The following is a 24,186-nucleotide window of genomic DNA, read 5'->3' as shown; positions in this document are numbered from 1 at the left end:
CCCGGTCAGCGGATCTGGTTGATCAGCGTGGCGGCACGGGAGGCGACCCGCTCGCCGGCTTCGAGGCCGGACGTCACCGCAATGTTCACGCCGTCCAGCGGCGCGATCGTGACGGTCCGGGACTCGAAACGTTCGGGCGCCGTCTTTACCCAGACGATGGTTTGGTTTGCCGAATTCTTCAGCACCGATGCTGCGGGAACGCTTACACCCTGCTGCGTGCTGCGCGACTGGACGAAGACCTCGACCGGCTGCCCCACGGCAAGAAAGGCCAGCGCTTCCCCTTCGGCTGCAAAGGTGAGCGGCAAGGCCTGCTCGCGCAGGCTGCGGGCGGCGCCGATGAAGGTGAGCGGGATCCGCTGGTCGCCGACCGCAAGACTTGCAGAGGCGACATCCGCCGCTATTTCTGGATCATAGGAGAGCGCCTCGACACGCAGCCGCTTCGGGTCGACGATCTCGAACACGAGCTCGCGCGCATCGACCACTTGGCCTGACACGGCGTTAGTCGATGCGATCACACCGCTGACGGGTGCGGTCAGGACATCACGGGCATTGAGGCCACCACCGATCGCTTTCGATCTGGCCCTCAGGCTGGCAAGCTCGCTTTCGGCCGCCTCGATCTCCTTGCGCGGTACCGTGTCGGCGAGTTCCTTCAGACGCGCAAGGCGCTTTTCCACAAGGGCCCTGGCCGCGTGCAGCTCGGCCAATTGCGCCATCTGGTTAGACCGCTCGATCTGGTCCGTCGAAGGACTAACGTAAGCCAGCACGTCCCCCTTCTTCACGGCCTGACCGACGCTTGGCAACCCCTGCGGGCCCGCCTCCAGGCGCCCAGCCACCATGGCCTGCACCTTTCCGCCGGCATTCGGGTCCATGACCACCTTGCCGGCCAGCGCGGTGGTACGCGGCAATTCGCCGGCTTCCGTAACCAACGTGCGAACACCGATCTGGCGTTGTGCCGGCTTTGGCAGAAAGACACTGCCATCGGCTTGCCGTTGTGGCCCATTGCCTCCTGCCACAACTGGACCTTCATCGCCATGATCATGGCCTTCGCCAGCAAAGGCATTCCACGAGGCACTGGCCGATACCAGCGCCAGCGCAGCAAACAGTACGCTCAGCTTCACGCGGCACCTCCAGTCGAGCGATTACGCGAATTCCCCTTGCGAAGCACAACCCAGCCGATGAGGCCTAGCACAAGCCCCCCCGCGCCTGCCCCAATTGCGTAGGGTTTCATGTCCAATTCGGCAACCTCTTCGTGCGCCTCGGCGGCGGTCTCATGCAAGTCGAGCTCACCAGCGAGCAAATCGGCGTCCTGACCGGCAATCACCGTTGCCGTGACAGAGACGACACCCGGCTTGAGCGTCTCCTCGAGCGTGGCCTCGAACTCACCGTCGGCATGGGGCGTGAGCGCAACGGCCTTCCCATCGAGTTCCAGATCGACCTTTGCGTCCTTGACCGGACTGTTGTCAGCGAAGTGGTCAAGATAGACGGTGACGTTCTTGCCATTCACTACGCCGACCAGCTCGAAGAGTTCCGAGACGGCGGTAAATCGCGGCAATGCCGGGCCCGCTGTGGTCGCGGGCGCTTCTCCATGGTCGTGTCCGTCACCGGCCAGCGTTTGCGGGGCAAGCCCGGCAAGCACGGCAGCGAGGCTCCATGCCGCGAGGGTATGAGTGGATTTCATTTTGGGGATCCTGTTATTCATTCGGGAAGCAGGCCCAACGCTTGGCGCTGGGCCGAGATGGCGGCTGCCAGATCAATACGCGCGCGCGCGCGCTCGCGTTCGGCCTCGGCCGCCTCGAATTCGATGCGCAGACGGGTCGGCAGATCGGCCTCACCGAGGCGGAACGCCTTCTCGAAGAAGCCGCGTGACGCCTGTGCGAGGTCGGAGCGCCGTTCAGCAGCGGCGACCTGCTGCCGTCTCAATTCGACGCGCTGGTGCGCCATCTCTGTTTCGGCCAGCAGACGTTCGAGTTCGATCTGGAGTTGCGCCTCGGCCTCGATGGCCTCTGCATTGGCGCTTGCAACGCGGGACCGGCTGCGCGAACCGGAACCAAGCGGAATGCGCAAGCCCAGCGTGACTGTCTGTTCCCAGGATTCACCCGATGCGCCGCGTTCGCGGGTGGTCGTGACACTCAACTCCGGATTCGCGCGGCCCTGAACGCTGGCAAGGGTCATCGTGCGCCGCGCAACGTCGACCCGATCACGCAGCTCGGCCACTGCAGGGTGCGCCGTCTCAAGAATCTGTGTCGGTGTCGCAGCGGACGGGACGGGCTCCGGCGCAGACACCCCGCCGGATGAGCGTTCTGGCCCGATTCCAGTGAGCGTGCGCAACTGCTGTGCAGCATCTGCAAGGGCGCTTTCTGCCTCGGCGACGGCGGCTTCAGCTGTAGCTTGCACACCGTCGGCCTGATGCTGATCTGCGCGCGCCAGATCACCCGCCTTGATGCGCTTGGCCACGTCGGCGGCCAGTTCGCGGGCGTTCTCGAGACCCGCCCTCGCCAGCGTCACATCTACGCGCGCGCGTTGCCAATCCCAATATGCTGTGCGTACCGCTGCAGCGGTGCGCAACTGCGCGCCGCGAGCCCGGCTCGCCGTGGCAGCTATTTCGGCAGTGGCGAGGGCTGCAGTGCTCGAACGTTCGCCCGACAGCCAGATCGGAACCGCGATGCCGACCTCGTACTCACGGCTCCCGCGATTGCTGTCCAACTGATCGGTTTTTCCGGCTACCTCTAGGGCGGGCGGTTCGACAAACCAACTGTCGGCACTGTCGCGGCGCGCTTGCGCCGCTTCCTGTTGAGTCGTGAGCGACAGCGCTTCAGGCTGGCGTGCCCATGCTGCCTCGAAAGCGTGCTTGAGGGATAGGGCGGTACTTGGAGCCGGGGGGGCGGGCTGCTGCGCCCAGGCACCATTGACGGCAAGGCCGAGCATTAGCCCAGGCAGCCATTTGAGACGAAGTTGCTGAAACATCCAATTCTCCGTTGATGTAAAGACACGGGGAATCGGCAGAGGGCGATCGGACCGATCGCAATGGACGCGTGACGCTACCGCTCAAAGCGGTAGGAACATCAAGAGGGAATGAAGGCGACCGCCCTGCCGATCAGGCTGGGCGGGCCCATTTAGGGCGTTCGGGCTCTGCGGGATGCTCCGCAAGTGAGCACCCAGGTGTGACGCCGATGGGGAGGGATGCCTGATGCTGTGTGAATAGCGCGCTGGACTCACTCGTTACTGCTGAAGAGCCCACCACCTGGCACGATGCGCAGTCTGTGTGTGCGCCCTTCGTGAAGCCCCCTTTTTCCTTGCCTTTTGCATCTTCGGTGTGACGATGCGCGTGATGACCAAAATGATTGGCTGCGGCACCGGATTCGTGCGCGCAGTAATCGCCCACCGCCGCCCAACTCAGTTGGGCAGGCAGCAGGATCAAGAGGAAAATCGCAAGCCAACGACGCATGGCGCGGATTCTATCAATAAGGATTTGCTATCGTCGACAGCGACGGTACCAATGGGCAGACCAAACGGCGCTTTACGAGAACCTGCTGGGCGAAACGCCTGGACGGCCCGACGTCTCGCGCCGATAGGTGGCTTCAGGAGCCACTGTACAGTTCATTCATGTACGCGCGCTCTGTCGGGGTCATGTCGACCAGCTCCTTGAGGACTTCTGCACGGGTCTTGCCGGGTCCGGAAGCACGCGAGGGCACCGCGAGGCCACGCTGCAGGTAGAAATAGCTGCCATCGGCCTTTGCCTGTTCGAGCTCGCGCAACACCTCGGCGCGGGTTTTCGTGCTCGTGGAGTGATCCGGATGGAACGTGAACCCCTGCTCGCCGGGAGCGGGATGCCACAGCGAGCTGGCTTGCGCAGCCGCAGGAACGACAAGGACGGCAGCAAGAAGCGAAAAAAGGGCAGTGGTGCGAGTTTTCGACATGACGAGACTCCTTCGTTCAACGTGAGAGGTGGCGTTCGGCATAAGCCGCTTGGCGTCGCCTTGCACCGAACACGTCGCGGACTTTAAGGGTCCATCCTCGTCGAATCGCGAACTGCCAGATTACGATTTCGTAATGTGATGGTTTCGGCATCTCCGCGATAATCGCTGCATGAAGATTCTGGTTGTGGAAGACGAGCCCAAGCTCGCCGAATACCTACGCAGGGCGCTCACCGAAAGCAATTACATCGTGGATGTCGCGCACAGCGGCACGGATGGCCGCTATCTCGCGACCGAAGGGCATTACGACCTCGTCCTCCTCGACGTCATGCTTCCGGGGCTGGATGGCTATGCCGTCTTGCAAGAACTGCGTCGGGGCAAACACGTACCCGTCCTGATGCTGACCGCGCGGGACGAGGTCGAGGATCGGGTCAGAGGCCTGCAGGCGGGTGCCGACGATTACCTGGTGAAGCCGTTTGCTCTGTCCGAGTTGCTCGCTCGCGTGCAGGCCTTGTTGCGGCGCGGTGCCTTGCGCTCGGATAGCCAGGATTCAACGGTGCTCCGTTTGGCGGACCTCGAACTCGACCTGGTTCGGCGCAAGGCGTCACGATCCGGGCAGCGCCTCGACCTGACCGCCAAGGAGTTCACGTTGCTGACGTTGCTGCTGCGCCGGCAAGGGCAGGTCCTTTCCCGTACCGCGCTCGCAGCGCAGGTGTGGGACATGAATTTCGACAGCAATACGAACGTGGTCGAAGTTGCGGTGCGCCGGTTGCGCGGCAAGATCGACGACGCTTTCGAGAAGAAGTTGTTGCATACCGTGCGCGGCATGGGATACGTCCTTGAGGACCGGAAGCCCTGAGAATGCGCAATCCGCGTTCGCTTAGCCGCTGGTTATCGTGGTGGCTCGCCGTGCTGGCCTCGCTGGGGCTCGGCTTGGTCTGCTCGATCGTTTACGTGGGCGCGAGTCTAAATCTCTCCAACAAGCAGACGGACGAACTGCGGCACAAGCGGGACATAGTGCGCCATCTCGTCGGCGAGATCGCAACGCGGGACGCGTTGCCGAGCCTGCGTCACAAGCTCGACGACTTCTTTGTGGGCCATGCCAACCTCGAGTTACGGCTGATCCAGGGATCTGACGCTCTTCTGTACGCAACTCCGGCGCGTTCAAGCCCCGGCGCAATCCTGCGGCGGGATGAGTTCGAAATCTCCGTGCCATGGTCGCCCACAACCATGCTGCGCGCCGAATTGATACTCGACAGCAGCGCCGACGCGCTGCTTTTGGAGCAGTTGGCCTGGACGCTACTCGCGAGCGCCCTTGGTGGAGCGGCGGCCATCTCAGTGGGCGGCGCATGGCTCGTTCGTAGAGCGCTCTTGCCTGTTCGCGACCTGGCTCGACAAGCAGCGGCCCTAAGCCCGGAAAGCGTTGGACAGCCGCTTGACGGCTCCGCCCAGGCACAGGAGCTTCAGCCGTTGGTCACACAATTCAACGCGCTCCTGGTTCGATTGAACCGCGCATATCAACAACTGGAAGGGTTCAACGCCGATGTCGCTCACGAGCTGCGCACACCGCTGGCGACCTTGATTGGTGAGACCGAGCTAGCTCTGAGTCGTCAGCGCGATGTCGCCGAACTGCGCGATGTGCTCGGATCGAACCTCGAGGATCTTCAACTTTTAGCGGGGCTGGTCAATGACATGTTGTTCTTGTCCCGGGCCGATCGCGGGGAGCGCGCCCGTCGCCACCGTGTGGATAGCCTGGCCGAACTGGTGTCCGAGGTCATCGAATTCCACGAAGCGTCAATGCAGGAGGCCGGCGTGACTGCGCGCTTACGCGGTGACGGCATGGGCACAGTCGATGCTGGGTTGGTTAGGCGTGCGCTCTCGAACCTGCTCGCCAATGCGACCCGTTTTGCAGAGCGCGGATCGGTGATCGAGGTCGATATCAAGCAGGACGCAGATGGCCGCATTTGCCTGTCTGTCAGCAACACGGGCCCTGTCATCCCCCCGGAGCATTTGCCTCGTCTATTCGACCGCTTTTATCGGGTTGATGGGGCCCGCGAACATCGCGACCATAACCACGGGCTCGGCTTGGCGATCGTAGCTGCGATCGCGCGAATGCATGGCGGCGCCACCTTTGTGCGGTCAGCTGCCGGAACGACGAGCGTTGGCCTTACCATGACCGTTATGGATAGCTGTTCATAACGGCCAGTAGCGGCCCGTGGCCTATGTGCGTTGGGCTGCCTGCTTCACGCAGAGACCTGCCACAGGACCAGCTACGCCATGAGTGTCTCTTGTGGGTCGGCTGCCGCTATCTGGACTCAGCATCCGATAGCAGCCACCCGCCATGCATCGAATCGCCTTGCGGTCTGGCGCTCTGCCGGCCATCAGGCGCATACCCGCAGCTCGACACGACTGAGCTGCGCATCGGGCGAAGGGAAGCGGCCGACTGTCAGTCCCGTGGCGTTCAGGCCAAGCTGTCCGGATCCTCCATCCAGGCGGGAATGTCGCGCTGGCCATGCAGCACGCGCCAGACATCGATGTGATCTGGTCTCTCGACATAGAAGACGAGGTAGGGGTAACGGGACAGCGACCACGCGCGCAGGCCGGGAAGCTCAAGTTCATGGGCATATCGCGGCGAGCCCGTCCCCGGATGGCGGCCGATGTGGGTGTAGGCCCGTTCCAGCGCGTCGATGAAATCGAGCGCCACCGAAGGCCCGCCCTCTTCCAGATACCAGGCGAGCGCCGCGTCAACATCTTGGCTGGCCTGCGCACGCGGAACGACGGGCTTCGTCCTCACCCGCGAGAATCTGCCTTGGTACGTTGGCGGACCCGGTCACGCAGGCCTTCGAAATAATCAGCATCGGCCGGGGCTGCGGGGGCACTGGCTGCGCCGGCCAGCAGCAAGCTGCGCAGGCGCTGACGGTCCTGATCCTTGCGGATCAGCGCGCGCACGTACTCGCTGCTGCTGCCGTAGCCGTGTTCGCTGACCTGCTCGTCGACGAAGGACTTCAGGCTGTCGGGCAGGGAAATGTTCATGGTGCTCATGCGAGGAGCCTAGGTCGCTTGGCAAAATTTGGCAAGAACGCCCGTTCAGGCGGCCCTCGTCTGCGCGGCGACGCGCTGCACGATTGCCCCCAGTGCCGCGCTGTCCGCCAGTCCGGCGAGGAAGCGCGGCGGGATGCCGCTCATGCCGACCTGCGCGCCCACCAGCGCCCCGGTCAGCATCGCCCGCGCCAGGTTCTGCCCGCCGCCATTGACCGCGTGCAGCACCGCCGACTCGAAGTCGTCGGCGAAGCGCGCCGCCAGGTAGTAGGCCGCCGGGAACTGGTGGTACACCGCGCACGGCATGCCATATACCAGCGACACCTTCCACGCCGGCTCGATGCGCACGTCGGGGTCGCGCGCTGCACGCGCGATCGAGGACGGCGTGAGCAGCGCATCCGGCGAGGGGAAGCGGCCGGCGGTCGGGGCCTCGGCGGCGCCAGCCTTGGGCGCCTGCAGGTTGCCGGTGGTGACGGTGTGGAAGGGCAGCGCGCCGGACTTCACCCGCGCCATCAGCTTCGCCGAGATCGACGCATCGAGCGTGTGGCCCTCGACCAGCATGCCGAGCACCGCGCCGAAGGCCACCGTCATCGCCACCACGGTGCCGTCGGCCTGCGTCAGCACGGTGTTGCGGGTGACGGCGTCGGCGAGCGCCGCCGGGTCGAGCGCGTAGCGCACCGCGATCGCCAGCGTGCGCTCGGCGGCTTCGGTGGTGTCGGCGTTGCCGCCGACCTGGCCCCAGGGCAGGCCCTGCTGCACGCGCTTGCGCCAGGCCTCGCGGATCGACTGGCTGGTGTAGCCCCCGGGGCCGTGCATCGGCACGCCGTCAATCTGGGGGAAGAACGCCTCGTCCAGGCGGCGGCAGAAGTCGGCCTCGTCATAGCCGCCGCGCTCGGCCAGCGATTCCAGCGTCAGGCGCAGCAGAACGCCGGCCTGCGAGGATTCGCCCGCCTTCATGCCGGCGTGGTAGTGGTCGGGCATCGGCGCGGTGTAGTCCGAGATCCACGGCCCGTAGCGCGCGCGCAGTTCGTCGAGGTCGTAGTACCAGTGCGGCCCGAGCGCCAGCGCGTCGCCGATGAAGGCGCCCATCAGCGCGCCGGCGGCGCGGTCGGCGAGGGTTTCACGGTCGATGGCGCTCATGTTCGTTTCTTCCAGATGGTCAGCTCCGACAGCGTGTGCTGGTGCTTGCGCCGCGTCTCGCGGATCACGAAGGGCACGGACTGCGGCCCCTGCACCAGCTCGAAGTCGGCGGCGAGCAGGTCCTTGAGGCCATCGAGCGTGGTCCAGGACTCGCCGTCCTTCTTGAAGCCACCGATCCACTCCTCGCGCTTGGTGTGCTCCTCCAGCCAGGTGTAGGGCGAGGCGAGCAGCAGCAGGCCGCCGGGGTTGAGCCGGCGGGGGACGTCGGCGAGGAAGCGGCGCGGGCTGTACAGGCGGTCGATCAGGTTGGCGGCGAGGATGAGGTCGAAGCCGGTGAAGACCTCCTTGAGGTTGCAGGCGTCGCCCTGCCAGAACTCGACGCGGCCGGCGGTCTCGGCCAGGCCGAGGGCATCGAGCCGGCGCTCGTGGTAAGTCACGAGTTCGCCCTCGTCGGGCATGGTGTAGCGCAGCGCGCCGGTTTCGGCGAGCCTGGCGCCGGCCTGGATGAAGCGCGCCGAGAAGTCGATGCCGACCACGCGCTCGAAGGCACGCGCCAGCTCGAAGCTGGCGCGGCCGGTGGCGCAACCGAGGTCGAGTGCGCGCCCGAAGCGGCCGTTGCCGAAGCGGCGCTGGGCGGCGATCGCGATGTCGGCGAGCGCCTTCGGGAAGTTGGGCACGCCGAAGGCCTCGTCGCCGTAGTGGAACTCGGCGTACTGCGACAGCAGCGCGTCGGTCTCGTAGGTCGAGGCGGGGTTGAGCACCGGCGCCTCGCTGACGATGTAGCGGAAACCCGCGTGCTGGAAGAAGTGGCGGCGGAAGGCGTAGCGCGAGGCGTGGCGCGACTCGTTGCCAGCCGAGATCCAGCTGCCGCCCTTGATGATGGCGTGGCGGTCGTCGAAGGTCGGGGTGGTGAAGTCGTCGTAGATCGGGTGCACGTCGAAGCCGTCGAAGGGATAGGTCGGCGTCTCGCACCACTGCCAGACGTTGCCGACCACGTCGAAGAGCTCCCCGTGGGCGAACCGCGTCACCGGGCAGCTCGACGCCCAGTGGTCCAGGTGCAGGTTGGCGTTGGCGGGGGCGTCATGCGGCACGTCGGTCAGGCCGGCGTGATCGTAAATGCGGTTCCACTCGTCCTCGGTGGGCAGACGCACCGGCTGGCCGGTCGCGCGCGCCTTCCAGCGGCAGAAGGCGCGCGCCTCCAGGCAGTTAACCTCCACCGGCCAGTCCCAGCGCATCGGCACTTCCTCGGTCATCAGGCGCAGCTTCCAGCCGGCGGCGTCCGGCACCCAGAAGCTGGGGTGTTCGGCGCGCGCGTAACGCCTCCAGCCCAGGCCCTCCTCGTCCCACACGCTGTCGTCGGCGTAGCCGCCGGCCTCGACGAAGCCGAGGTATTCGCGGTTGCTGACCAGGTGGCGCGCCGCCCGGAAGGCCGGCACCTCGGCGCGGTGATGGCCGTATTCGTTGTCCCAGCCGTAGATCGGTTCGTCGAAGGCGCGGCCCAGGTGCACGACGCCGGCGGGGATGTCGACCAGGCTGTTGGCCGGCGGCTCGCCGTACTCGGCACAGGGCTGCCAGGCGGGATGCGGCTTCACGTACTGCAGCGCGTGCTGGCGCATCAGCACCGAGGAGGTCTCGAGGTGGATGCGCTCGTGCTCGATGCCCATCACCACCGCCCAGAACGGATCCTTCCAGCCGATCGGCAGCGTGAAGGGTGTCTCGCGGATCACCCGGTCGACCACCGCGCGCACCTTGTCGCGGTAGGCGGCGACCTCGGCCACGGTGGGCCAGTCGTAGCGCGTATCGTCGAGATCGTCCCAGCTCATTTCGTCAACGCCGACCGCGAACATCGATTCGAGGCGCGGATCGATGCGCTGTTCGATCAGTCCGGCGAGCATGAACTTGTTGATGAAGAAGGTCGCGGTGTGGCCGAAGTAGAAGATCAGCGGATGGCGCAGGCTGATCGGCTTCCTGAAGTAGGCCTCGTCGCAGGCGAGCACCTCGAACAGCGACTCGTAGCGGTCGAAGGTGGCGTGGAAGTAGGCGAGCAGCTCGCCGCGCTTGGCCTCGACGTCGGTGCCGGCGAGCAGCGGGGTGCGCGGAAACCGCGCGCTGCGGTCCTTGCCGGCGCTCGACGGGGTGGAGGAGAAAGCCGAGCCCCTGCGGCCGGCGGCATGCGTATCGCTCATCGTTCGAATCCCTGGCTATGCGACCGGGGTCCGAGCCCGGCCGCGGCGTAACCGGCGCAAAGGCCCCGAACGGGGTCCCGCGCCACGGTCGATGCTGTCTAGGCCCGAGAGTTTAGGCCTAAACGCTGCCTGGCTGGACCTTGCGCGACCACGGGGACCCGCTCATTGCGCCGCGCGCAGCCACTCCGCGACCGAGGCCGGCGCGGGGATGCGCCCCGAGCAGACGAGCTTGTCGTTGATCACCAGCCCGGGGGTCTTGAGCACGTCGTAGGCGAGGATCTGGTCCATGTCGCTGACCTTGGCGATCTCCGCCTCGACGCCGAGGCTGGCCACCGCCTCGCGCACGATCTCCTCGACCTTCCGGCAGTTGGCGCAACCGGGGCCCAGCACCTTGATGTTCAGCATGATCAGACTCCTTTCGGGGGAATGGACGGGACGTGGCGGCTGGCGAGCGCGAGCAGGCCGGCGAGCAGCGCGATGAAACCGGCCAGCCAGGCGGCGAGCACGCCGAGCGCGACGCCGTCGATCCAGGCCCCGTAGGTCAGGCCGGCCATGGCGCTGAACACGGCGACCAGGCCGACGTAGGTGAAGGTTTTCCTGCGCCCGATGATCGCCGAGATGATCAGGATGCTCTGCAGCGACAGCTCGGGGTCGGACATCAGGTAGGCGAGCAGCGGACCGCGGTGCATCCCGAGCTCGAGGAACATCTTCGCGATCGGCACCTCGACCAGGGTCGGGAAGTACATGAACACGCCGAACACCACGCCCGCCAGATTGCCGGTGAGCGAGTTGGTGCCGGCCAGCATCTCGATCCACTCCGGGCGGATGAGCACGCGGATCATGCCGACGATGAACACGCCCACCACCAGCAGCGGGAAGATCTGCTTCACGAAGCGCCACGACTCCCACAGCCAGTCGCGCAGCTCGTCCTCGCTCAGGCGGTGGCGCACGATGTAGCCGAGCACCGCGAGTGCGGCGGCGACACCGAAGAACTTGCCGGTCACACCGACGCGCAGCCCGCCTGCGACCGGCTGCACCGCCAGCGCCGCCACCAGCAGCGTCGCCGCGATCAGCCCCAGGCTGGTCCAGGTCCACGCGTTGGCACCCTCGACGATGTTCTCCAGCCCGCGCCAGGCGGCATAGCCGATCGCGCCGAGCAGCCCGATCAGCACCACGCCCTGCAGCGACACGCCCTCCTCGCCCTTGGCGGCGTCGTAAGGCACCAGGCGGTCGAGCGCGGCCTGCCAGGCCTGGGCATCGGCGAGCGGCAGCTGAAAATTCAGATAGGTGCCGGTGAGCACGTCGAGCTTCAGCGTCCCTGCCAGCAGCAGCGCGACCCACACGAACAGGAACACCAGCGCCATCCGCCCCATGCCCGCGCCCTGCGCGCCGAAGGCGGTGTCGGTGGCGCGGTCGTGCGCGGCGTCGTCGCTGCGGAAGATCAAGGCCATGATCAGGCCAATGCCGATGCCGAAAGTGAGCGAGAGCAGAAAGCGCGCGACGGCGAGGTCGGGGCCGATGATGCCGCCGGTGTAGACCAGCGCCAGGATGTTGGCCGCCGGCGCGAAGAACAGGAAGGTGATCGCCGGACCGAGCCCTGCGCCCTTCTTGTAGATGCCGGCGAAGAGCGGGACGATGGTGCACGAGCACACCGCGAGCAGGGAGCCGGCGGCGGCGGCGGCCGGATACGACACCGCCTTGGGGGAGTTGCGACCGAGGAAGCGGGTCACGGTCTCCTTGGGAATCAGCGCCGACATCGCGCCGGCGATGAAGAAGGCCGGCAGCAGGCACAGCAGCACGTGAGCAGCGAGATAGGCGGCGAGGTTACCCATGCCGCCGTACAAGACGGGCATCGCCCAGGCAAACACCATGTCCATGAAACCTTCTCCCGCAGCGAAGCGCTCATTGTGCGCGTCCGCTCATCAGATCGACTTCTGGTTCACCCGCGCCGACAACTCGGCCGCGCTCTCCTTGCGCTCGCTGTAACGATCGACCAGATAGGGGGCGATGTCACGCGTGAGCAGCGTGAACTTCACCAGCTCCTCCATCACGTCCACCACGCGGTCGTAGTAGGCCGACGGCTTCATGCGGTCGTGGTCGTCGAACTCGAGGAAGGCCTTCGCCACTGACGACTGGTTGGGGATGGTGAGCATACGCATCCAGCGCCCGAGCACGCGCATCTGGTTGACCGCATTGAACGACTGCGAACCGCCGCACACCTGCATCACCGCCAGCGTCTTGCCCTGGGTTGGGCGCACCGCACCCACCGACAGCGGGATCCAGTCGATCTGCGTCTTCATGATGCCGGTCATCGCGCCGTGACGCTCCGGCGAGCACCACACCATGCCCTCCGCCCACTGCGTGAGCTCGCGCAGTTCGACCACCTTGGGATGGGTGTCGGGCGCGTCGTCCGGCAGCGGCAGGCCGCTGGGATTGAAGATCCGCGTCTCGGCACCCATGGCGCGCAACAGTCGGGCAGCCTCCTCGGCCAGCAGGCGGCTGAACGCGCGCACGCGCAGCGAACCATAGAGCAAGGCGATGCGCGGCGGGTGGGAAGACGGCTGCGCCGCGCGCAACTGCGCGGGGTCGGGCACCCGGAACAGCGCCGGATCGACGTTGGGCAGATCGGTGTTTTGCGGAACGTGTACAGACTCAGACACGACGTCCCTCCGCATCGACCACCTGTTCGCCGTCTTCCTTGGTGAAGGCGCCGCGCTGGCGCTGCGGCAGGATGTCGAGCACGACTTCGGACGGCCGGCACAGTCGCGTGCCGAGCGGCGTGACGACGATCGGGCGGTTGATCAGGATGGGGTGGGCCATCATCGCGTCGATCAATTCCTCGTCGCGCTTCGCCGGATCGGCGAGGCCGAGTTCGCTGAAGATCGCCTCCTTGGCGCGCATGATGCCGCGCACCCCGAGGCCGGCGGCGGCGATCAACTCAACGAGCGTTTCACGCGTGGGTGGGGTCTTCAGGTACTCGATGACGGTCGGCTCGACCCCGCTGTTGCGGATCATGGCCAGCGTGTTGCGCGAGGTGCCGCAGCGCGGGTTGTGATAAATCGTGATGTCGCTCATGTCTGTCCCTGTTCAGTTGCGGCGCGCTTGGGCGGCGCCGGGAAACCAGTGCCGGGTGCGATTGACGATGGCCACCAGCGACAGCATGACCGGCACCTCCACCAGCACGCCGACCACGGTTGCCAGCGCCGCGCCGGAATTCAACCCGAACAGCGAGATCGCCACCGCCACCGCGAGCTCGAAGAAATTGGAGGTACCGATCAGGCAGGCAGGCCCGGCGACCTTGTGCGGCAGCCTCATCGCCTTCGCAGCAAAGTAGGCGATGAGGAAGATCCCATAGGTCTGCAGCATGAGCGGCACCGCAATCATCGCGATCACCAGCGGCTTGTCGATGATCGTGTTGGCCTGGAAGCCGAACAGCAGCACCACGGTAGCGATGAGCCCGACGATTGACCACGGCTTGAGCCGGGCGACGAACTCGGACACCGCCTGCGCCGAGCGCCGCTCCAGCGCATGCCGCGTCGCCATGCCGGCAACGAGCGGCAGCACCACATAGAGCACGGTCGACAGCAGCAGCGTCTCCCACGGCACCGTGATGTTGGTGACGCCGAGCAGGAAGGCGGCGATGGGCGCGAAGGCGAAGATCATGACGATGTCGTTCACCGACACCTGCACCAGGGTGTAGTTGGGGTCGCCCTTCACCAGCTGGCTCCACACGAACACCATGGCGGTGCACGGCGCCACGCCGAGCAGAATCATGCCGGCGATGTATTCGCTGGCCGACTGTGGATCAACCCAGGGCGCGAACAGGTACTGGAAGAACAGCACGCCGAGCGCCGCCATCGTGAACGGCTTGATCAGCCAATTGACCACCAGGGTCAGGATCAGGCCCTGCGGCCGCTTGCCGACGTCCTTCACCGCATGCCAGTCGATCTGGATCATCATCGGGTAGATCATCACCCAGATGAACACCGCGACCACGAGGTTGACCTGGGCGAACTCAAGGCCGGCGATGGCCTGGAAGGCGCCCGGCGCGAGCAGCCCCAGGCCGACGCCGGCGAGGATCCCCAACCCCACCCAGACCGTCAGGTAGCGTTCGAACAGCCCCATCTCAGGCCTCCGCGGGCGTCTGGCCGATGCGCTCGATCTCGTGCCGGATGGCCAGGCGGTCGAGCTTGGCCAGCGGCAGGCTCATGAAGAGGCGCAGGCGATTGACGATCTGGTGCTGGACCTGGCTGAAGGCGTCGAGGCGGCGCTGCTCGCTGCCCTCGACCTTGACCGGGTCGGCAAAGCCCCAGTGCGCGGTGAGCGGCTGGCCGGGCCACACCGGGCAGACCTCGCCGGCGGTCTGGTCGCACACGGTGAACACGAAGTCCATCTGCGGGGCATCGGCGCGGGCGAATTCCTCCCAGCTCTTGCTGCGCAGCGCGGTGGTGTCGTAACCCTGGCCCTGCAGCACCTTCAAGGTCAGCGGATGTACCGCGCCGCCGGGCTGGCTGCCGGCGCTGAAGGCGCGGAAGCGGCCCTTGCCGAGCGCGTTGAGGACGACCTCGGCGATGATGCTGCGCGCCGAGTTGGCCGAGCACAGAAAGAGCACGTTGTAGATCTTGTCGGACATGGGAGGCTCCATTTGTCGTTTTGCGCCCGGATCGGGCTGGTGTGATGCGCTTGTCCAGCGCTCAGCAGTCGAGCCCGTCGGCACAGCCGGCCAGGCCGCACAGCTCGGGCATGCCGGCGCAGCATTCCTCGGTGAGGTAGGCGATCAGTTCCCGCATCAGCGCCATGTTGGCGCGGTAGCGCTGGAAGCGGCCTTCCTGTTCCGCCGACACCAGGCCCGCATGGGCCAGCGTCTTGAGGTGGAAGGACAGGTTGGTCGGCGGGACGTCGAGCGCGGCCGACAGTTCGCCCGCCACCATGCCCGCGGGGCCGACGCGCACCAGCAGGCGGAACACGTCCAGACGGATACCCGAGGACAACGCTTCGAAGATCGGCAGTGCAGTGCGCTTTTCCATGTTCGTTCTCCGGGCCGGCGGCTCACGGTGCCGTCGCGGCGGTTTCGTGGTGCGCCATCGGCAAGGCCAGCGTCGCCAACCAGCACAGCAACAACATCAGCGCCGAGCCGACGAGCGCATACGGCAGCCCGCCCCACTGGTAAAGCAGGCCCGACAGCAGCGTGCCGATGAAGCGCCCGAGCGCGTTGGCAGCGTAATAGAAGCCGACGTCCTCGGCCGCCTTCTCCGAGCCCGCATAGGCGAGCACGAGGTAGGAATGCACCGAGGAGTTCACCGCGAAGGCGAAGCCGAACAGCCCCAGGCCGCCGACCACCATCCATTCCAGATTGGGCGCCTGCAGCCACACCGCCACCGCGAGCGCGGCGGGGATCACCGCCAGCAGCGCCGACCACAGGCGCGCGGCCGGCACCTCGTTGCTCAGCCCGTCTGCACTGCGGCGCACGATCTGCGGCGCCAGCGCCTGCACCAGCCCGTAGCCGATCGTCCACACGGCCAGGAAGGTGCCAACCATGGTGAAGGTCCATCCCGCGGAATACAGGAACACCGGCACGCCCACCACGAACCACACGTCGCGCGCGCCGAACAGCACCACGCGCGCGGCGGCCAGGGCGTTGATGCCCGGGTTCTTGGCGAACAGCTCGCGCACCGAGCGCGATGCCTTCTTCCTGCCCATCATCGGCGGCAGCGACAGCATCACGCCTGCCAGCACCAGCGCCAGCAAGCCCGCCATCGCCCACAACGCGCCGCGAAAGCCCAGGGTCTCCAGCAGCAGTCCGCCGAGGAAGAAGCCGATGCCCTTCATCGCGTTCTTGCTGCCGGTGAACCAGGCCACCCACTTGAAGAGCTGGCCCGCCCCCTGCTCCTTCGCCTCGGCCTGGACCTGCGACTGCGTGAGCTTGATCGCCGCCTTGCTCGCGGTCTTGGTCAGGTCCTTGGCCACGCCGCAGATGCCCTGCGCCACCACCACCCAGGCCACCGCCATCGCCGCCGTCCACCCGGGGTCGAGGACCGACAGCAGCACGAAGCCGATGATCTGCGTGACCAGCCCGGCCGCCAGCATGCGTGCGATGCCGAAGTGCGTGGCGAGCCAGCCGCCCACCAGGTTCGCCAGCACGCCCGCCGCCTCGTAGAGCAGGAACAGCAAGGCGAGCGTGAACGGCGAGTAGCCCAGGCGATAGAAGTGCAGCAGCACCAGCATGCGCAGCGCGCCGTCGGTGAGCGTGAAGCCCCAGTAGGCGGCGGTGACGATGGCGTAGTTGCGTGCGGCGTGTTGCATGGATTTCAGATGCCCACGGCTTCCATGTGGCAGGCGAGATCGATCATGCGGCAGGCGTAGCCCATCTCGTTGTCGTACCAGGCATAGACCTTGAGCAGGGTGCCGTCGGTGACCATGGTCGACAGCGCATCGACGATCGAGCTGCGGGTGTCGCGGGCGTAATCGACGCTCACCAGCGGGCGCTCCTCGTAGCCGAGGATGCCCGCGAGCGGACCTTCGGCGGCGGCCTTGAACAGCGCATTCACCTCCTCCGCCGTGGTCTCGCGCTGGAGCTCGAACACGCAGTCGGTTAGCGAGGCGTTGAGCACCGGCGCGCGCACCGCGTGGCCGTTGAGCTTGCCCTCGAGCTCCGGGTAGATCAGCGCGATCGCGGTGGCGCTGCCGGTGGTGGTGGGCGCCAGGCTCATCAGCGAGCTGCGCGCGCGGCGCAGGTCCTTGTGCGGCGCATCGACCACCAGGTTGGTGTTGGTCGGGTCGTGGATGGTGGTGATCTGGCCGTGGCGGATGCCGAGGTTCTCATGCACGACCTTGACCACCGGCGCGAGGCAGTTGGTGGTGCACGAGGCCGCCGTCACGATGCGGTCGCGCGCCGGGTCGTACAGCTCGTGGTTGATGCCGACCACGATGTTGAGCACGCCGCCGGTCTTGACCGGAGCAGCCACGATCACGCGCCTGGCGCCGCGATCGAGATGGCCCCGCAGGGTCTCGGGGGTCAGGAATTTCCCGGTGCATTCGAGCACCACATCCACGCCCAGCTCGCCCCATGGGATCTCCGCCGCGCTTGCATGCGACGAGAACGACAGCTTGCGGTCGTCGATGCGGATCGTATTCTCGCCCTCGGCACGGATGTCGGCGCGCCACTTGCCCTGCACGCTGTCGAAGGCGAGCAAATGCGCGGTGGCAGCGGCGCCACCCTTCAGTTCGTTGAGGTGCACCACCTCCAGGCGATTGCCCGCGCGCGGATCGTCCGCCTGCCGCTCCGCGGCGCCCATCGCCGCACGCAGCGCCAGGCGACCGATGCGACCCATGCCATTGATGCCAAGCTTCATGACCAAACCCTCGTATCAACACTTCAAATATAGTCGAAATATAGCTCGTCAATGTGACGCTTTCGTGACCCCGGACGCGGCGGCCTTCCATCGATTGCGGGACCGCCGCCGCGCGGTCTACATTGGCTAATGAAGGCTGCCCACGAACGCGACGGAGCTCCCCTGAAAACGCACGACGCCCTCACTCGGCTCGCCAGCCTGCGCACCCGGGATCCGCACAATACGAGCGCAGACACGGTCGCCGCGCTGCAGCAGGTCACCGACAGCCTCAGCCCTGACGCCAACGCGGAAGCATGGCGCGAGGCGGCCGCGCTCCTCGCCAGTCATCTGCTCGAATGCCCGCAGGGCGACCGCAGCGACAACGTCGAACGTGCCCAGGCCCTGTATCGCCGCATCCTCGCGGGAGCCGCCCCCGGCCCGGATCCCGACGCCTGGCTGGCCGCGACCACGGGTCTCGCCAACGCCCTCTTCGTCCATCCCGCGGCCACCCCGGCGGCCTTCGACGAAGCGGCCGCGCTGTATCGGGCGGCGATCGACACCCAGCGCGCCATCGACCCTGCGCAACTCCCGCCGCTGCTGGGCAACTTCGCCACTCTGCTGTCCCTGCGCAGGACCGGCGACATCGACGCCGCGCTCGACGAGGCGATCGCCTGCCAGACCGAAGCCGTGGGCCTGGTCGACGCCGCCGACCCGCCGGCGCCGCGCGCCGTCCGGGCGCGCGCCCACTACACCCTGGCGCGGCTCTACCTGCAGCGCCGCGGCGGCGTACGCGCCAACAACGTCGACAAGGCCATCCGCGAACTGCACATCGCGCTGGACCAGCGCCCCGAGCACGAGGACCCCGTCGGCCGCGTCCGCGCCCTGCGCGCCCTCGCGCTGGCCTATCCGGAATGGTCGGGTGCCGCCTCGCCCGCCGCTGCCCGCGAGCTGGCCGACGCCGCGCAGGCCGAAGCCGACGCGATCGAGGCCCGCAACGCCAACGCCGCCCTGCGCAGGCAGGGCTGGGCCGCCATCGCCCGCCAGGCCTCGGCGCTCGATGCCGAGCTCGACGCCCTCTACCACATGCCGGATGCGGATCGCATGCCCTGGCTGCTGCAGCAGCTCGCCGCACACGAGGGCGTGCTGCGCCAGCTCGGCACCGACGCACCGCCCGCGCTGCGTGCGCACTGGCTCGGCGGCGCCGCACGCCTGCTCGGGCGCCTGCCCAGCCTCGGGCGCTGGGACCGCATCGACGCCACCCACCCGGTGTTCGCCGAAGGGCTCGCCGCCGCCGAGGCCAGCCAGCAACCGCGCCTGGTGCTCGCGGTGGCGCGCCGCTGGGGCGAGTTCGCGCACGAGATCGGGGACTTCGAGCGCGCCTTCGCCGCCTACCGCGCCGCCGCCGATCTCGGCACCGAGGTGTTCGAGGACTTCGCCGACCCCACGCACCGCGCGCGCGAGCTCGAGAGCATGCGCGGCGATGCGCTCTTCGCCGCCTACGCGGCGGCACGCACCGGCCGAGCGGCCGAAGCCCTGCGCCTGGCAGAGCTGTCGCGCAACCGCGCGCTCGCCGACGCGCTGCGCGCCGCCCACCTGGCCGCCGATCTCTTTGCCCGGGGGCGCAGCTCCGAGCATGCACGGCTGCTGGCCGCGCTGAGGCAGGTGCAGGCGGGCGAGGACGCCTTGCGCCGCGCCCGCGAGCTCAGCCCGGAGCAGGAAATGGCGACCGCGGTCGCCCGCCTGGCTGCGGCATTCGGTGTCGACCCCACGCTGCTCCACGCCCGCCGCACCGACGCGGGCAAGGACGGCCCCGACCCCACGGCGGCCGAGCAGGCACGCCTGCGCAACGCGCTGCAGCAGGCCTATGCCGCGCTGCGCCAGCTCCTGCGCACCGTCGGCAGCAACGCAGGCGCGGGTGCGACGGCCGTCGACACCGAGGCCATCCGCACGCTGGCGCGATCGATCGGGTGCAGCCTGGTCTACCTGATGGCGACCATCCACGGCACTGCCGCAGTGGCGGCGCTGGCCGACGGCCGCCTGGACGTCCTGCTCCTCGACGGCCTCGACAGCGCCCGCGCCCGCCCGCTCGCCCACCAGCTGATGGACACCGACGCCACCCTGCTCGGCGAGGATGCAGCCAGCGCGCAGCTCGACGACGCGCTGCGCGACATCGACCACGCATTGCGCATGCCGCTGCTGGCTCCGCTCGAAGACTGGCTTGTGCAGCTCGGCGCGGCGCCGAGCTGCCTGATTCCCCTGGGCTCGCTCGGCATCCTGCCGCTGCAGATCGCGACCAGCGACGGGGCCACCTTCAGCCTCGCACCCTCCGCTGCCGCGCTCGCGGTCGCGGCCGCCAGCTCAGCAGGCGCTCGTGTGCAGCCCGCGGGCGCGATCGTGCTCGCCGACCCGGAACGCGCGGAGCTGCCGCCGCTCCCCTTCGCCCGCGCCGAAGCACGCTGGATCGCCCACCTGCACCGCCAGCGCGGCCTCGCGATCGAGGTCCATGTCGGCGACCAGGCCACGCTCGGTCGCCTGCTGCATAACGACACCCCGGCACGCTGGCTGCACCTCGCCTGCCACGGCCACTTCGCCCACGCCGACCCGCTGCAGAGCGCGCTCCTGCTCGCCGGCAACGACAGCCTGCAGCTCGCCGACCTGCTGGGCGCACGCACGACGATCGCGGGCGCGCGCCTCGCCACGCTGTCGGCCTGCTTCTCCGCCCAGGCGGAGCGCCGCGCGCTCCCCGACGAGACGCTCGGCTTCCCGCTCGCGCTCATGCTCGCCGGCGTGGGGGGCGTCATCGGCACCACCTGGGCGGTGAACGACGCCGCCGCGATGCTGTTCAACAGCCGCCTGTACGCCCTGCTGCTCGACGGCGCCACGCCTGCGGCCGCGGTCGCGCACGCCCGCGCCTGGCTGCGCGAAGCCGACGCACGCAGCCTCGCCGCGGCCACGATCCGCATCCGCGCCACCTTGCACGCCGAGGACGGCGCCGCCGACGCCGAGCTCGACAGCCTGCATCGCCATTTCCGGAGCGTCGACCCAGCCAGCCGGCCCTTCTCTGCCGCGCGCTACTGGGGGGCGTTCGCGCTCACCGGCGCCTGACCCGGCAAGCCTGACCGACGCGACGCCCGCGGCAGGTCCACGCGCACCTCCAGCCCGCCGAGCGGGCTGTCACCGAGCGCGATCGTGCCGCCGTGCAGTTCGACGATACGGGCCACGATGGCCAGCCCGAGACCGGCGCCCGAGCCGCTGCCGGCACGGAAGAAGCGTTCGAACACCTTGCTGCGCAGGGCCGGCGGCACGCCCGGGCCACTGTCCTGCACGCGCAGCGTGAGCGCCTCGGCGCCGGCTTCGAGCAGCACGCGGATCCGCCCGCCGGCCGGCGTGTGCTGCACCGCATTGCCGACCAGGTTCTGCAGCAGGATGCCGAGCCCGGACGCATCGGCGAACAGACGGAAGTCGGACGGACGCGCGCGCCCGGCGGCCGGGGTACTCCGACCCGCCAGCTCGGTCGTTCCGGGCGTATCGGCCACGTCGCCCCGCTCGTCCGACCCGGCCACCTCGGACGCATCGCCCTGATCGTTCCCCTCGTCCGCCTCGCCCGCGACCTCGAGTGCCAGCTCCTGCCCGCGCTCGAGCGCCAGCGGGGTGAGCTCGGCGAGCTCCCGGCGCGCGAGCGCGAGCAGATCGATCGGCGCCGTCTGCCGGTTGCCGGCCTCGGGCTCCAGGCGCGCCAGGGTCAGCAGCTGGGCCACCACCCGGGTGGCGCGCTCGATGCCGCCCTCGAGCTGGCGCAGGGCGGCATCGCGGTCTGCCGGGTCGGGCGCCTGGAGCGCGTTCTGGGCGTGGATGCGCAGCACCGCGAGCGGCGTGCGCAGCTCGTGCGCGGCATAGGCGAGGAAACGGCGCTCGCGCTCGAGGAGTGCGGTCAGCTGCAGCAGCAGGCGGTCGAGCGAGGCGACCACGGGTTCGAGCTCCTGCGGCACGTCGTCCACCTCGAGCGGCGACAGCTTGTCGGGGTCGCGCGCCTTGAGGCGCTGCACCACGCGCGCGAGCGGGCGCAGCCCCCAGCCGATCGCCAGCCACACCAGCAGGGCGAGCAGCGGCAAGCCGACGAGGTCGGGCAGCAGGCTGCGCAGCGTGATGCGGCCGACGAGCTCGCCGCGCACGTCCTGGCGTTCGCCGACCACGATCCACTGGCGGTCGCGCGCGTCGCGCAGCACGAACAGCCGCCAGTCGCCATCGTCCATGGCGACCGTGTGATAGCCGGCAAGATGCGCGTCGAGCCGCCGTGGAGCCGCCGGCGCGTGCGCCGCGGCAGCCGTGGAGGGTTCGGCAGGCGACGCAGCGGGCGGCGCGACGGGCGACCCCGGGGACGACGAGGCGGCGGCAGACGGATCGGAGGCTGGCGCAGCGGCGGGCGGGACGGCCGGCGCAGCTGGCAAAGCCGCGGACTGGGCGGACGACGAAGCGCCCAGCAGGCGCGCGAGCGCGGCGACGGGCGCACTCGCCGAACGCAGCAGGCTGGCGCCCTGGTCGTCGAGCACCACGAAGCCGAGCTTGCTCTCGTACTCATGGCCCTGCAGGCGCGCCTCATCGCCTTCACCCGCGCCCGCGCCTTCCGCCTCTCGTGCGCCCGCCGCCGCGCTACCGACCACTGCCTCGTCGAGCGCCTGCTGCAGCGCGAGCCGCGCCGCCGGCGCCATCCCGGCCGGGATCATGCCGGCCAACAGGCGCGCCTGCTGGGCGAGCTCGGCGTCGAACAGCTCCTCGATCTCGTGGCGCGCGTCGCGATAGCTGACCAGCGAGATCGCGCTCAGCCCCAGCGCGAGCAGGCCGAGCACCAGCGCCAGCGTGCGGCTGCGGATCGAGCGCATCAGGCCTTGTCCACCAGATAGCCGACGCCGCGCACGGTGCGGATCAGCTCGGGGAACAGCTTCTTGCGCAGGTGGTGGATATGCACCTCGAGGGCGTTGCTCTCGGCCTCCTCGTCCCAGCCGTAGAGCACCTGCTGCAGGCGGTCGCGGGTGAGCACGCGGCCGGGCTGGGCGAGCAGCTCGTGCAGCAGCAGGAACTCCTTCCTCTGCAGCGCCACCGGCTGGCCACGGTAGCTCACCTGCTGGGCGACCGGATCGAGGCTGACGTCGCGGTAGTGCAGCGCGGGCTGGGCGCGATTGACGCTGCGCCGCAGCAGCGCGCGGATGCGGGCCTTGAGCTCGTCGACGTCGAAGGGCTTGACCAGGTAGTCGTCGGCGCCGGCGTCGAGCCCGGCGATGCGGTCGGCGGTGGCGTCGCGCGCGGTCAGTACCAGCACCGGTGTCGGGTTGGCGGTGGCGCGCAGCCGGCGCAGCACCTCGAGCCCGTCCATGCGCGGCAGGCCAAGGTCCAGGATCGCGAGGCCGAAGTCCTCATGGGTGAGCGCGTGCAGCGCGCTGGCGCCGTCGTGCGCCCAGTCCACGGTGTAGTGCTCGGGCTTGAGCGCGACGCGGATGCCTTCGCCCAGCGCCTCGTCGTCCTCGACCAGCAGGATGCGCATCGGGGGTTCCTCCTCGGGGGTGTATTTGACGCCTTCCGCGGCGGGCGTGCCAGCTTCGCGCGCAGCGACGCGCGCGTTGCGTGGGAGCGGGCTTGCCCGCGAAAGTGGTGCTTGATCTGGCGACATTCGCGGGCAAGCCCGCTCCCACAGACCGTTGCTCCCGCAGACCGTTGCTCCTACCGACGGTTGCTCCCCGGGGCGCCAGGCGCGCGGCGCATCGGGGGCGAAACTCAGCCGCGGCCGCCCTCGCCCTGCGCCGCGGCGAAGCGCTTCACCGTGGGCAGCTGCTTGCGCAGCGCGCGATCGACGACCCGGGGCAGCAGCCGGTTCAGGCGCACGAAGAGCTTCTCCGGCCAGCCGAGCGCGCGCTCGGGCGCCTCGTCGCGCAGGGCCTGCACGATCTGCGCCGCGACCTGCTGCGGCACGTCCATCGCCACGCCCAGCGCGGCGTTCATCGCCACCACGGCGTCGGCGTTCATCGCGGTTTGCGTGGCACGCGGCGCCAGGTACAGCACGCGGATGCCGCTGTCGGCGAGCTCGCGGCGCAGCGCCTCGGCAAAGCCGCGCAGGCCGAACTTGCTCGCGCTGTAGGCGCTGAAGCCGGGAAAGCCGATGGTGCCGAAGGTCGAGCCGACGAACATCAGCAGCGCGCGCCGCGGCTGGCGCAACAGCGGCAGCAGGCGGCGGGTGAGCTGCATCGGCACCAGCAGGTTCACCGTGAGCTGCTGCGCGAGGGCGGCGTCGTCCTGCTGCTCGAGCAGGCCGAAGCGATTCACGCCCGCGGCCTGGATCACGCAATCGACCCCGCCCCAGGCCTGCGCGGCGGCGGCCACCGCGTCGAGCCCGGCCGCATCGGCGAGGTCGGCGGCAACACGGCGCACGCGGCCCGGGAAACGCGCCATGAGCGCGGCGAGCGGGCCCGGGTCACGCGCCACCGCCAGCACCTCGGCACCCGCCGCGCACAGCTGCTCGACCAGCGCCTGGCCGATGCCGCCGCTGGCGCCGGTGAGCAGCACCTTGCAGTTCGCAAGCTCCAT

At 68.5% G+C, this 24,186-nt stretch carries 23 protein-coding genes; 3 read left to right on the top strand and 20 right to left on the bottom strand.

All coding sequences use genetic code 11. From position 1 onward, the window contains the following. Nucleotides 1–5: 5 nt before the first annotated feature. The 4 genes from AAG895_RS03760 to AAG895_RS03745 all read right to left on the bottom strand — a co-directional run bounded on the left by AAG895_RS03760 (nucleotide 6) and on the right by AAG895_RS03745 (nucleotide 3,917). On the bottom strand, nucleotides 6–1,118 hold the full coding sequence (locus tag AAG895_RS03760) for an HlyD family efflux transporter periplasmic adaptor subunit (RefSeq protein ID WP_002924861.1): 1,113 nt from the start codon (nucleotides 1,116–1,118) through the stop codon (nucleotides 6–8). Next, nucleotides 1,115–1,678 carry a hypothetical protein gene (locus tag AAG895_RS03755; RefSeq protein WP_002924863.1) on the bottom strand — a complete coding sequence of 188 codons (564 nt, stop codon included), beginning with the start codon at nucleotides 1,676–1,678 and terminating at the stop codon, nucleotides 1,115–1,117. The genes AAG895_RS03760 and AAG895_RS03755 overlap by 4 nt, the downstream gene beginning before the upstream one ends. 17 nt (nucleotides 1,679–1,695) lie before the next feature. Next, on the bottom strand, nucleotides 1,696–2,964 hold the full coding sequence (locus tag AAG895_RS03750) for a TolC family protein (protein ID WP_039921668.1): 1,269 nt from the start codon (nucleotides 2,962–2,964) through the stop codon (nucleotides 1,696–1,698). A gap of 614 nt (nucleotides 2,965–3,578) precedes the next feature. Further along, the gene (locus tag AAG895_RS03745) at nucleotides 3,579–3,917 is read right to left on the bottom strand and encodes a DUF4148 domain-containing protein (RefSeq protein WP_004248732.1); all 339 of its coding nucleotides are present in this window, start codon (nucleotides 3,915–3,917) and stop codon (nucleotides 3,579–3,581) included. Nucleotides 3,918–4,086: 169 nt separating this feature from the next. Here AAG895_RS03745 and AAG895_RS03740 point away from each other — a divergent pair, with 169 nt between their 5' ends. Both AAG895_RS03740 and AAG895_RS03735 read left to right on the top strand, forming a co-directional pair. Next, nucleotides 4,087–4,773, top strand: a complete 687-nt coding sequence (locus tag AAG895_RS03740; protein WP_002924878.1) for a heavy metal response regulator transcription factor — start codon at nucleotides 4,087–4,089, stop codon at nucleotides 4,771–4,773. Between the two features lie 2 nt (nucleotides 4,774–4,775). Further along, a complete protein-coding gene (locus AAG895_RS03735) occupies nucleotides 4,776–6,113 on the top strand; it encodes a heavy metal sensor histidine kinase (RefSeq protein WP_048707302.1) in 1,338 nt (445 codons plus the stop codon). 262 nt (nucleotides 6,114–6,375) lie between these two features. On the opposite strand, the gene AAG895_RS03730 is transcribed toward AAG895_RS03735, so the two are convergent. From AAG895_RS03730 to AAG895_RS03670, 13 genes are all read right to left on the bottom strand, one after another. Next, entirely contained in the window at nucleotides 6,376–6,708 is a 333-nt protein-coding gene (locus AAG895_RS03730) for a type II toxin-antitoxin system RelE/ParE family toxin (protein WP_345794227.1), read from the bottom strand. Further along, entirely contained in the window at nucleotides 6,705–6,956 is a 252-nt protein-coding gene (locus AAG895_RS03725) for a type II toxin-antitoxin system ParD family antitoxin (protein WP_345794226.1), read from the bottom strand. The genes AAG895_RS03730 and AAG895_RS03725 overlap by 4 nt, the downstream gene beginning before the upstream one ends. 45 nt (nucleotides 6,957–7,001) lie before the next feature. After that, nucleotides 7,002–8,093, bottom strand: a complete 1,092-nt coding sequence (locus AAG895_RS03720) for an ADP-ribosylglycohydrolase family protein (RefSeq protein WP_345794225.1) — start codon at nucleotides 8,091–8,093, stop codon at nucleotides 7,002–7,004. Further along, nucleotides 8,090–10,279 (bottom strand): 5-histidylcysteine sulfoxide synthase, encoded by a 2,190-nt coding sequence (gene ovoA / locus AAG895_RS03715; protein WP_345794224.1) that lies wholly within the window; start codon nucleotides 10,277–10,279, stop codon nucleotides 8,090–8,092. The genes AAG895_RS03720 and ovoA overlap by 4 nt, the downstream gene beginning before the upstream one ends. A gap of 162 nt (nucleotides 10,280–10,441) precedes the next feature. Then, nucleotides 10,442–10,684, bottom strand: a complete 243-nt coding sequence (locus AAG895_RS03710; protein ID WP_345794223.1) for a thioredoxin family protein — start codon at nucleotides 10,682–10,684, stop codon at nucleotides 10,442–10,444. Nucleotides 10,685–10,686: 2 nt separating this feature from the next. Continuing rightward, nucleotides 10,687–12,156 (bottom strand): permease, encoded by a 1,470-nt coding sequence (locus tag AAG895_RS03705; RefSeq protein WP_345794222.1) that lies wholly within the window; start codon nucleotides 12,154–12,156, stop codon nucleotides 10,687–10,689. 45 nt (nucleotides 12,157–12,201) lie between these two features. Then, nucleotides 12,202–12,939, bottom strand: coding sequence for an arsenical resistance protein ArsH (arsH, locus tag AAG895_RS03700; protein WP_345794221.1), 738 nt, complete (start codon nucleotides 12,937–12,939; stop codon nucleotides 12,202–12,204). Beyond that, nucleotides 12,932–13,354, bottom strand: coding sequence for an arsenate reductase (glutaredoxin) (gene arsC / locus AAG895_RS03695; protein ID WP_345794220.1), 423 nt, complete (start codon nucleotides 13,352–13,354; stop codon nucleotides 12,932–12,934). The genes arsH and arsC overlap by 8 nt, the downstream gene beginning before the upstream one ends. Before the next feature lie 12 nt (nucleotides 13,355–13,366). Further along, a complete protein-coding gene (gene arsB / locus AAG895_RS03690; protein WP_345794219.1) occupies nucleotides 13,367–14,404 on the bottom strand; it encodes an ACR3 family arsenite efflux transporter in 1,038 nt (345 codons plus the stop codon). 1 nt (nucleotide 14,405) lies between these two features. Continuing rightward, on the bottom strand, nucleotides 14,406–14,912 hold the full coding sequence (locus tag AAG895_RS03685) for an arsenate reductase ArsC (protein ID WP_345794218.1): 507 nt from the start codon (nucleotides 14,910–14,912) through the stop codon (nucleotides 14,406–14,408). 61 nt (nucleotides 14,913–14,973) lie between these two features. Beyond that, a complete protein-coding gene (locus tag AAG895_RS03680) occupies nucleotides 14,974–15,306 on the bottom strand; it encodes a metalloregulator ArsR/SmtB family transcription factor (protein ID WP_345794217.1) in 333 nt (110 codons plus the stop codon). A 22-nt stretch (nucleotides 15,307–15,328) separates the two neighbouring features. After that, nucleotides 15,329–16,582 (bottom strand): organoarsenical effux MFS transporter ArsJ, encoded by a 1,254-nt coding sequence (arsJ, locus tag AAG895_RS03675; RefSeq protein WP_345794216.1) that lies wholly within the window; start codon nucleotides 16,580–16,582, stop codon nucleotides 15,329–15,331. 5 nt (nucleotides 16,583–16,587) lie between these two features. Next, a complete protein-coding gene (locus AAG895_RS03670; RefSeq protein WP_345794215.1) occupies nucleotides 16,588–17,631 on the bottom strand; it encodes an ArsJ-associated glyceraldehyde-3-phosphate dehydrogenase in 1,044 nt (347 codons plus the stop codon). Nucleotides 17,632–17,760: 129 nt separating this feature from the next. Here AAG895_RS03670 and AAG895_RS03665 point away from each other — a divergent pair, with 129 nt between their 5' ends. Continuing rightward, nucleotides 17,761–20,715: a CHAT domain-containing protein gene (locus AAG895_RS03665; RefSeq protein ID WP_345794214.1), complete on the top strand. Its 2,955-nt coding sequence runs from the start codon at nucleotides 17,761–17,763 to the stop codon at nucleotides 20,713–20,715. Here AAG895_RS03665 and AAG895_RS03660 read toward each other — a convergent pair. The 3 genes from AAG895_RS03660 to AAG895_RS03650 all read right to left on the bottom strand — a co-directional run bounded on the left by AAG895_RS03660 (nucleotide 20,682) and on the right by AAG895_RS03650 (nucleotide 24,186). After that, the gene (locus tag AAG895_RS03660) at nucleotides 20,682–22,490 is read right to left on the bottom strand and encodes an ATP-binding protein (protein ID WP_345794213.1); all 1,809 of its coding nucleotides are present in this window, start codon (nucleotides 22,488–22,490) and stop codon (nucleotides 20,682–20,684) included. The genes AAG895_RS03665 and AAG895_RS03660 overlap by 34 nt on opposite strands. Continuing rightward, nucleotides 22,490–23,149, bottom strand: a complete 660-nt coding sequence (locus tag AAG895_RS03655) for a response regulator transcription factor (protein ID WP_345794212.1) — start codon at nucleotides 23,147–23,149, stop codon at nucleotides 22,490–22,492. The genes AAG895_RS03660 and AAG895_RS03655 overlap by 1 nt, the downstream gene beginning before the upstream one ends. A gap of 230 nt (nucleotides 23,150–23,379) precedes the next feature. Then, the gene (locus tag AAG895_RS03650) at nucleotides 23,380–24,186 is read right to left on the bottom strand and encodes an SDR family oxidoreductase (RefSeq protein ID WP_345794211.1); all 807 of its coding nucleotides are present in this window, start codon (nucleotides 24,184–24,186) and stop codon (nucleotides 23,380–23,382) included.

It is taken from the genome of Thauera sp. JM12B12 (assembly GCF_039614725.1).
Classification (GTDB): Bacteria; Pseudomonadota; Gammaproteobacteria; order Burkholderiales; family Rhodocyclaceae; genus Thauera.
Note: the sequence above shows the minus strand (reverse complement) of the source record. Positions and strands in the feature narration are given on the sequence as shown.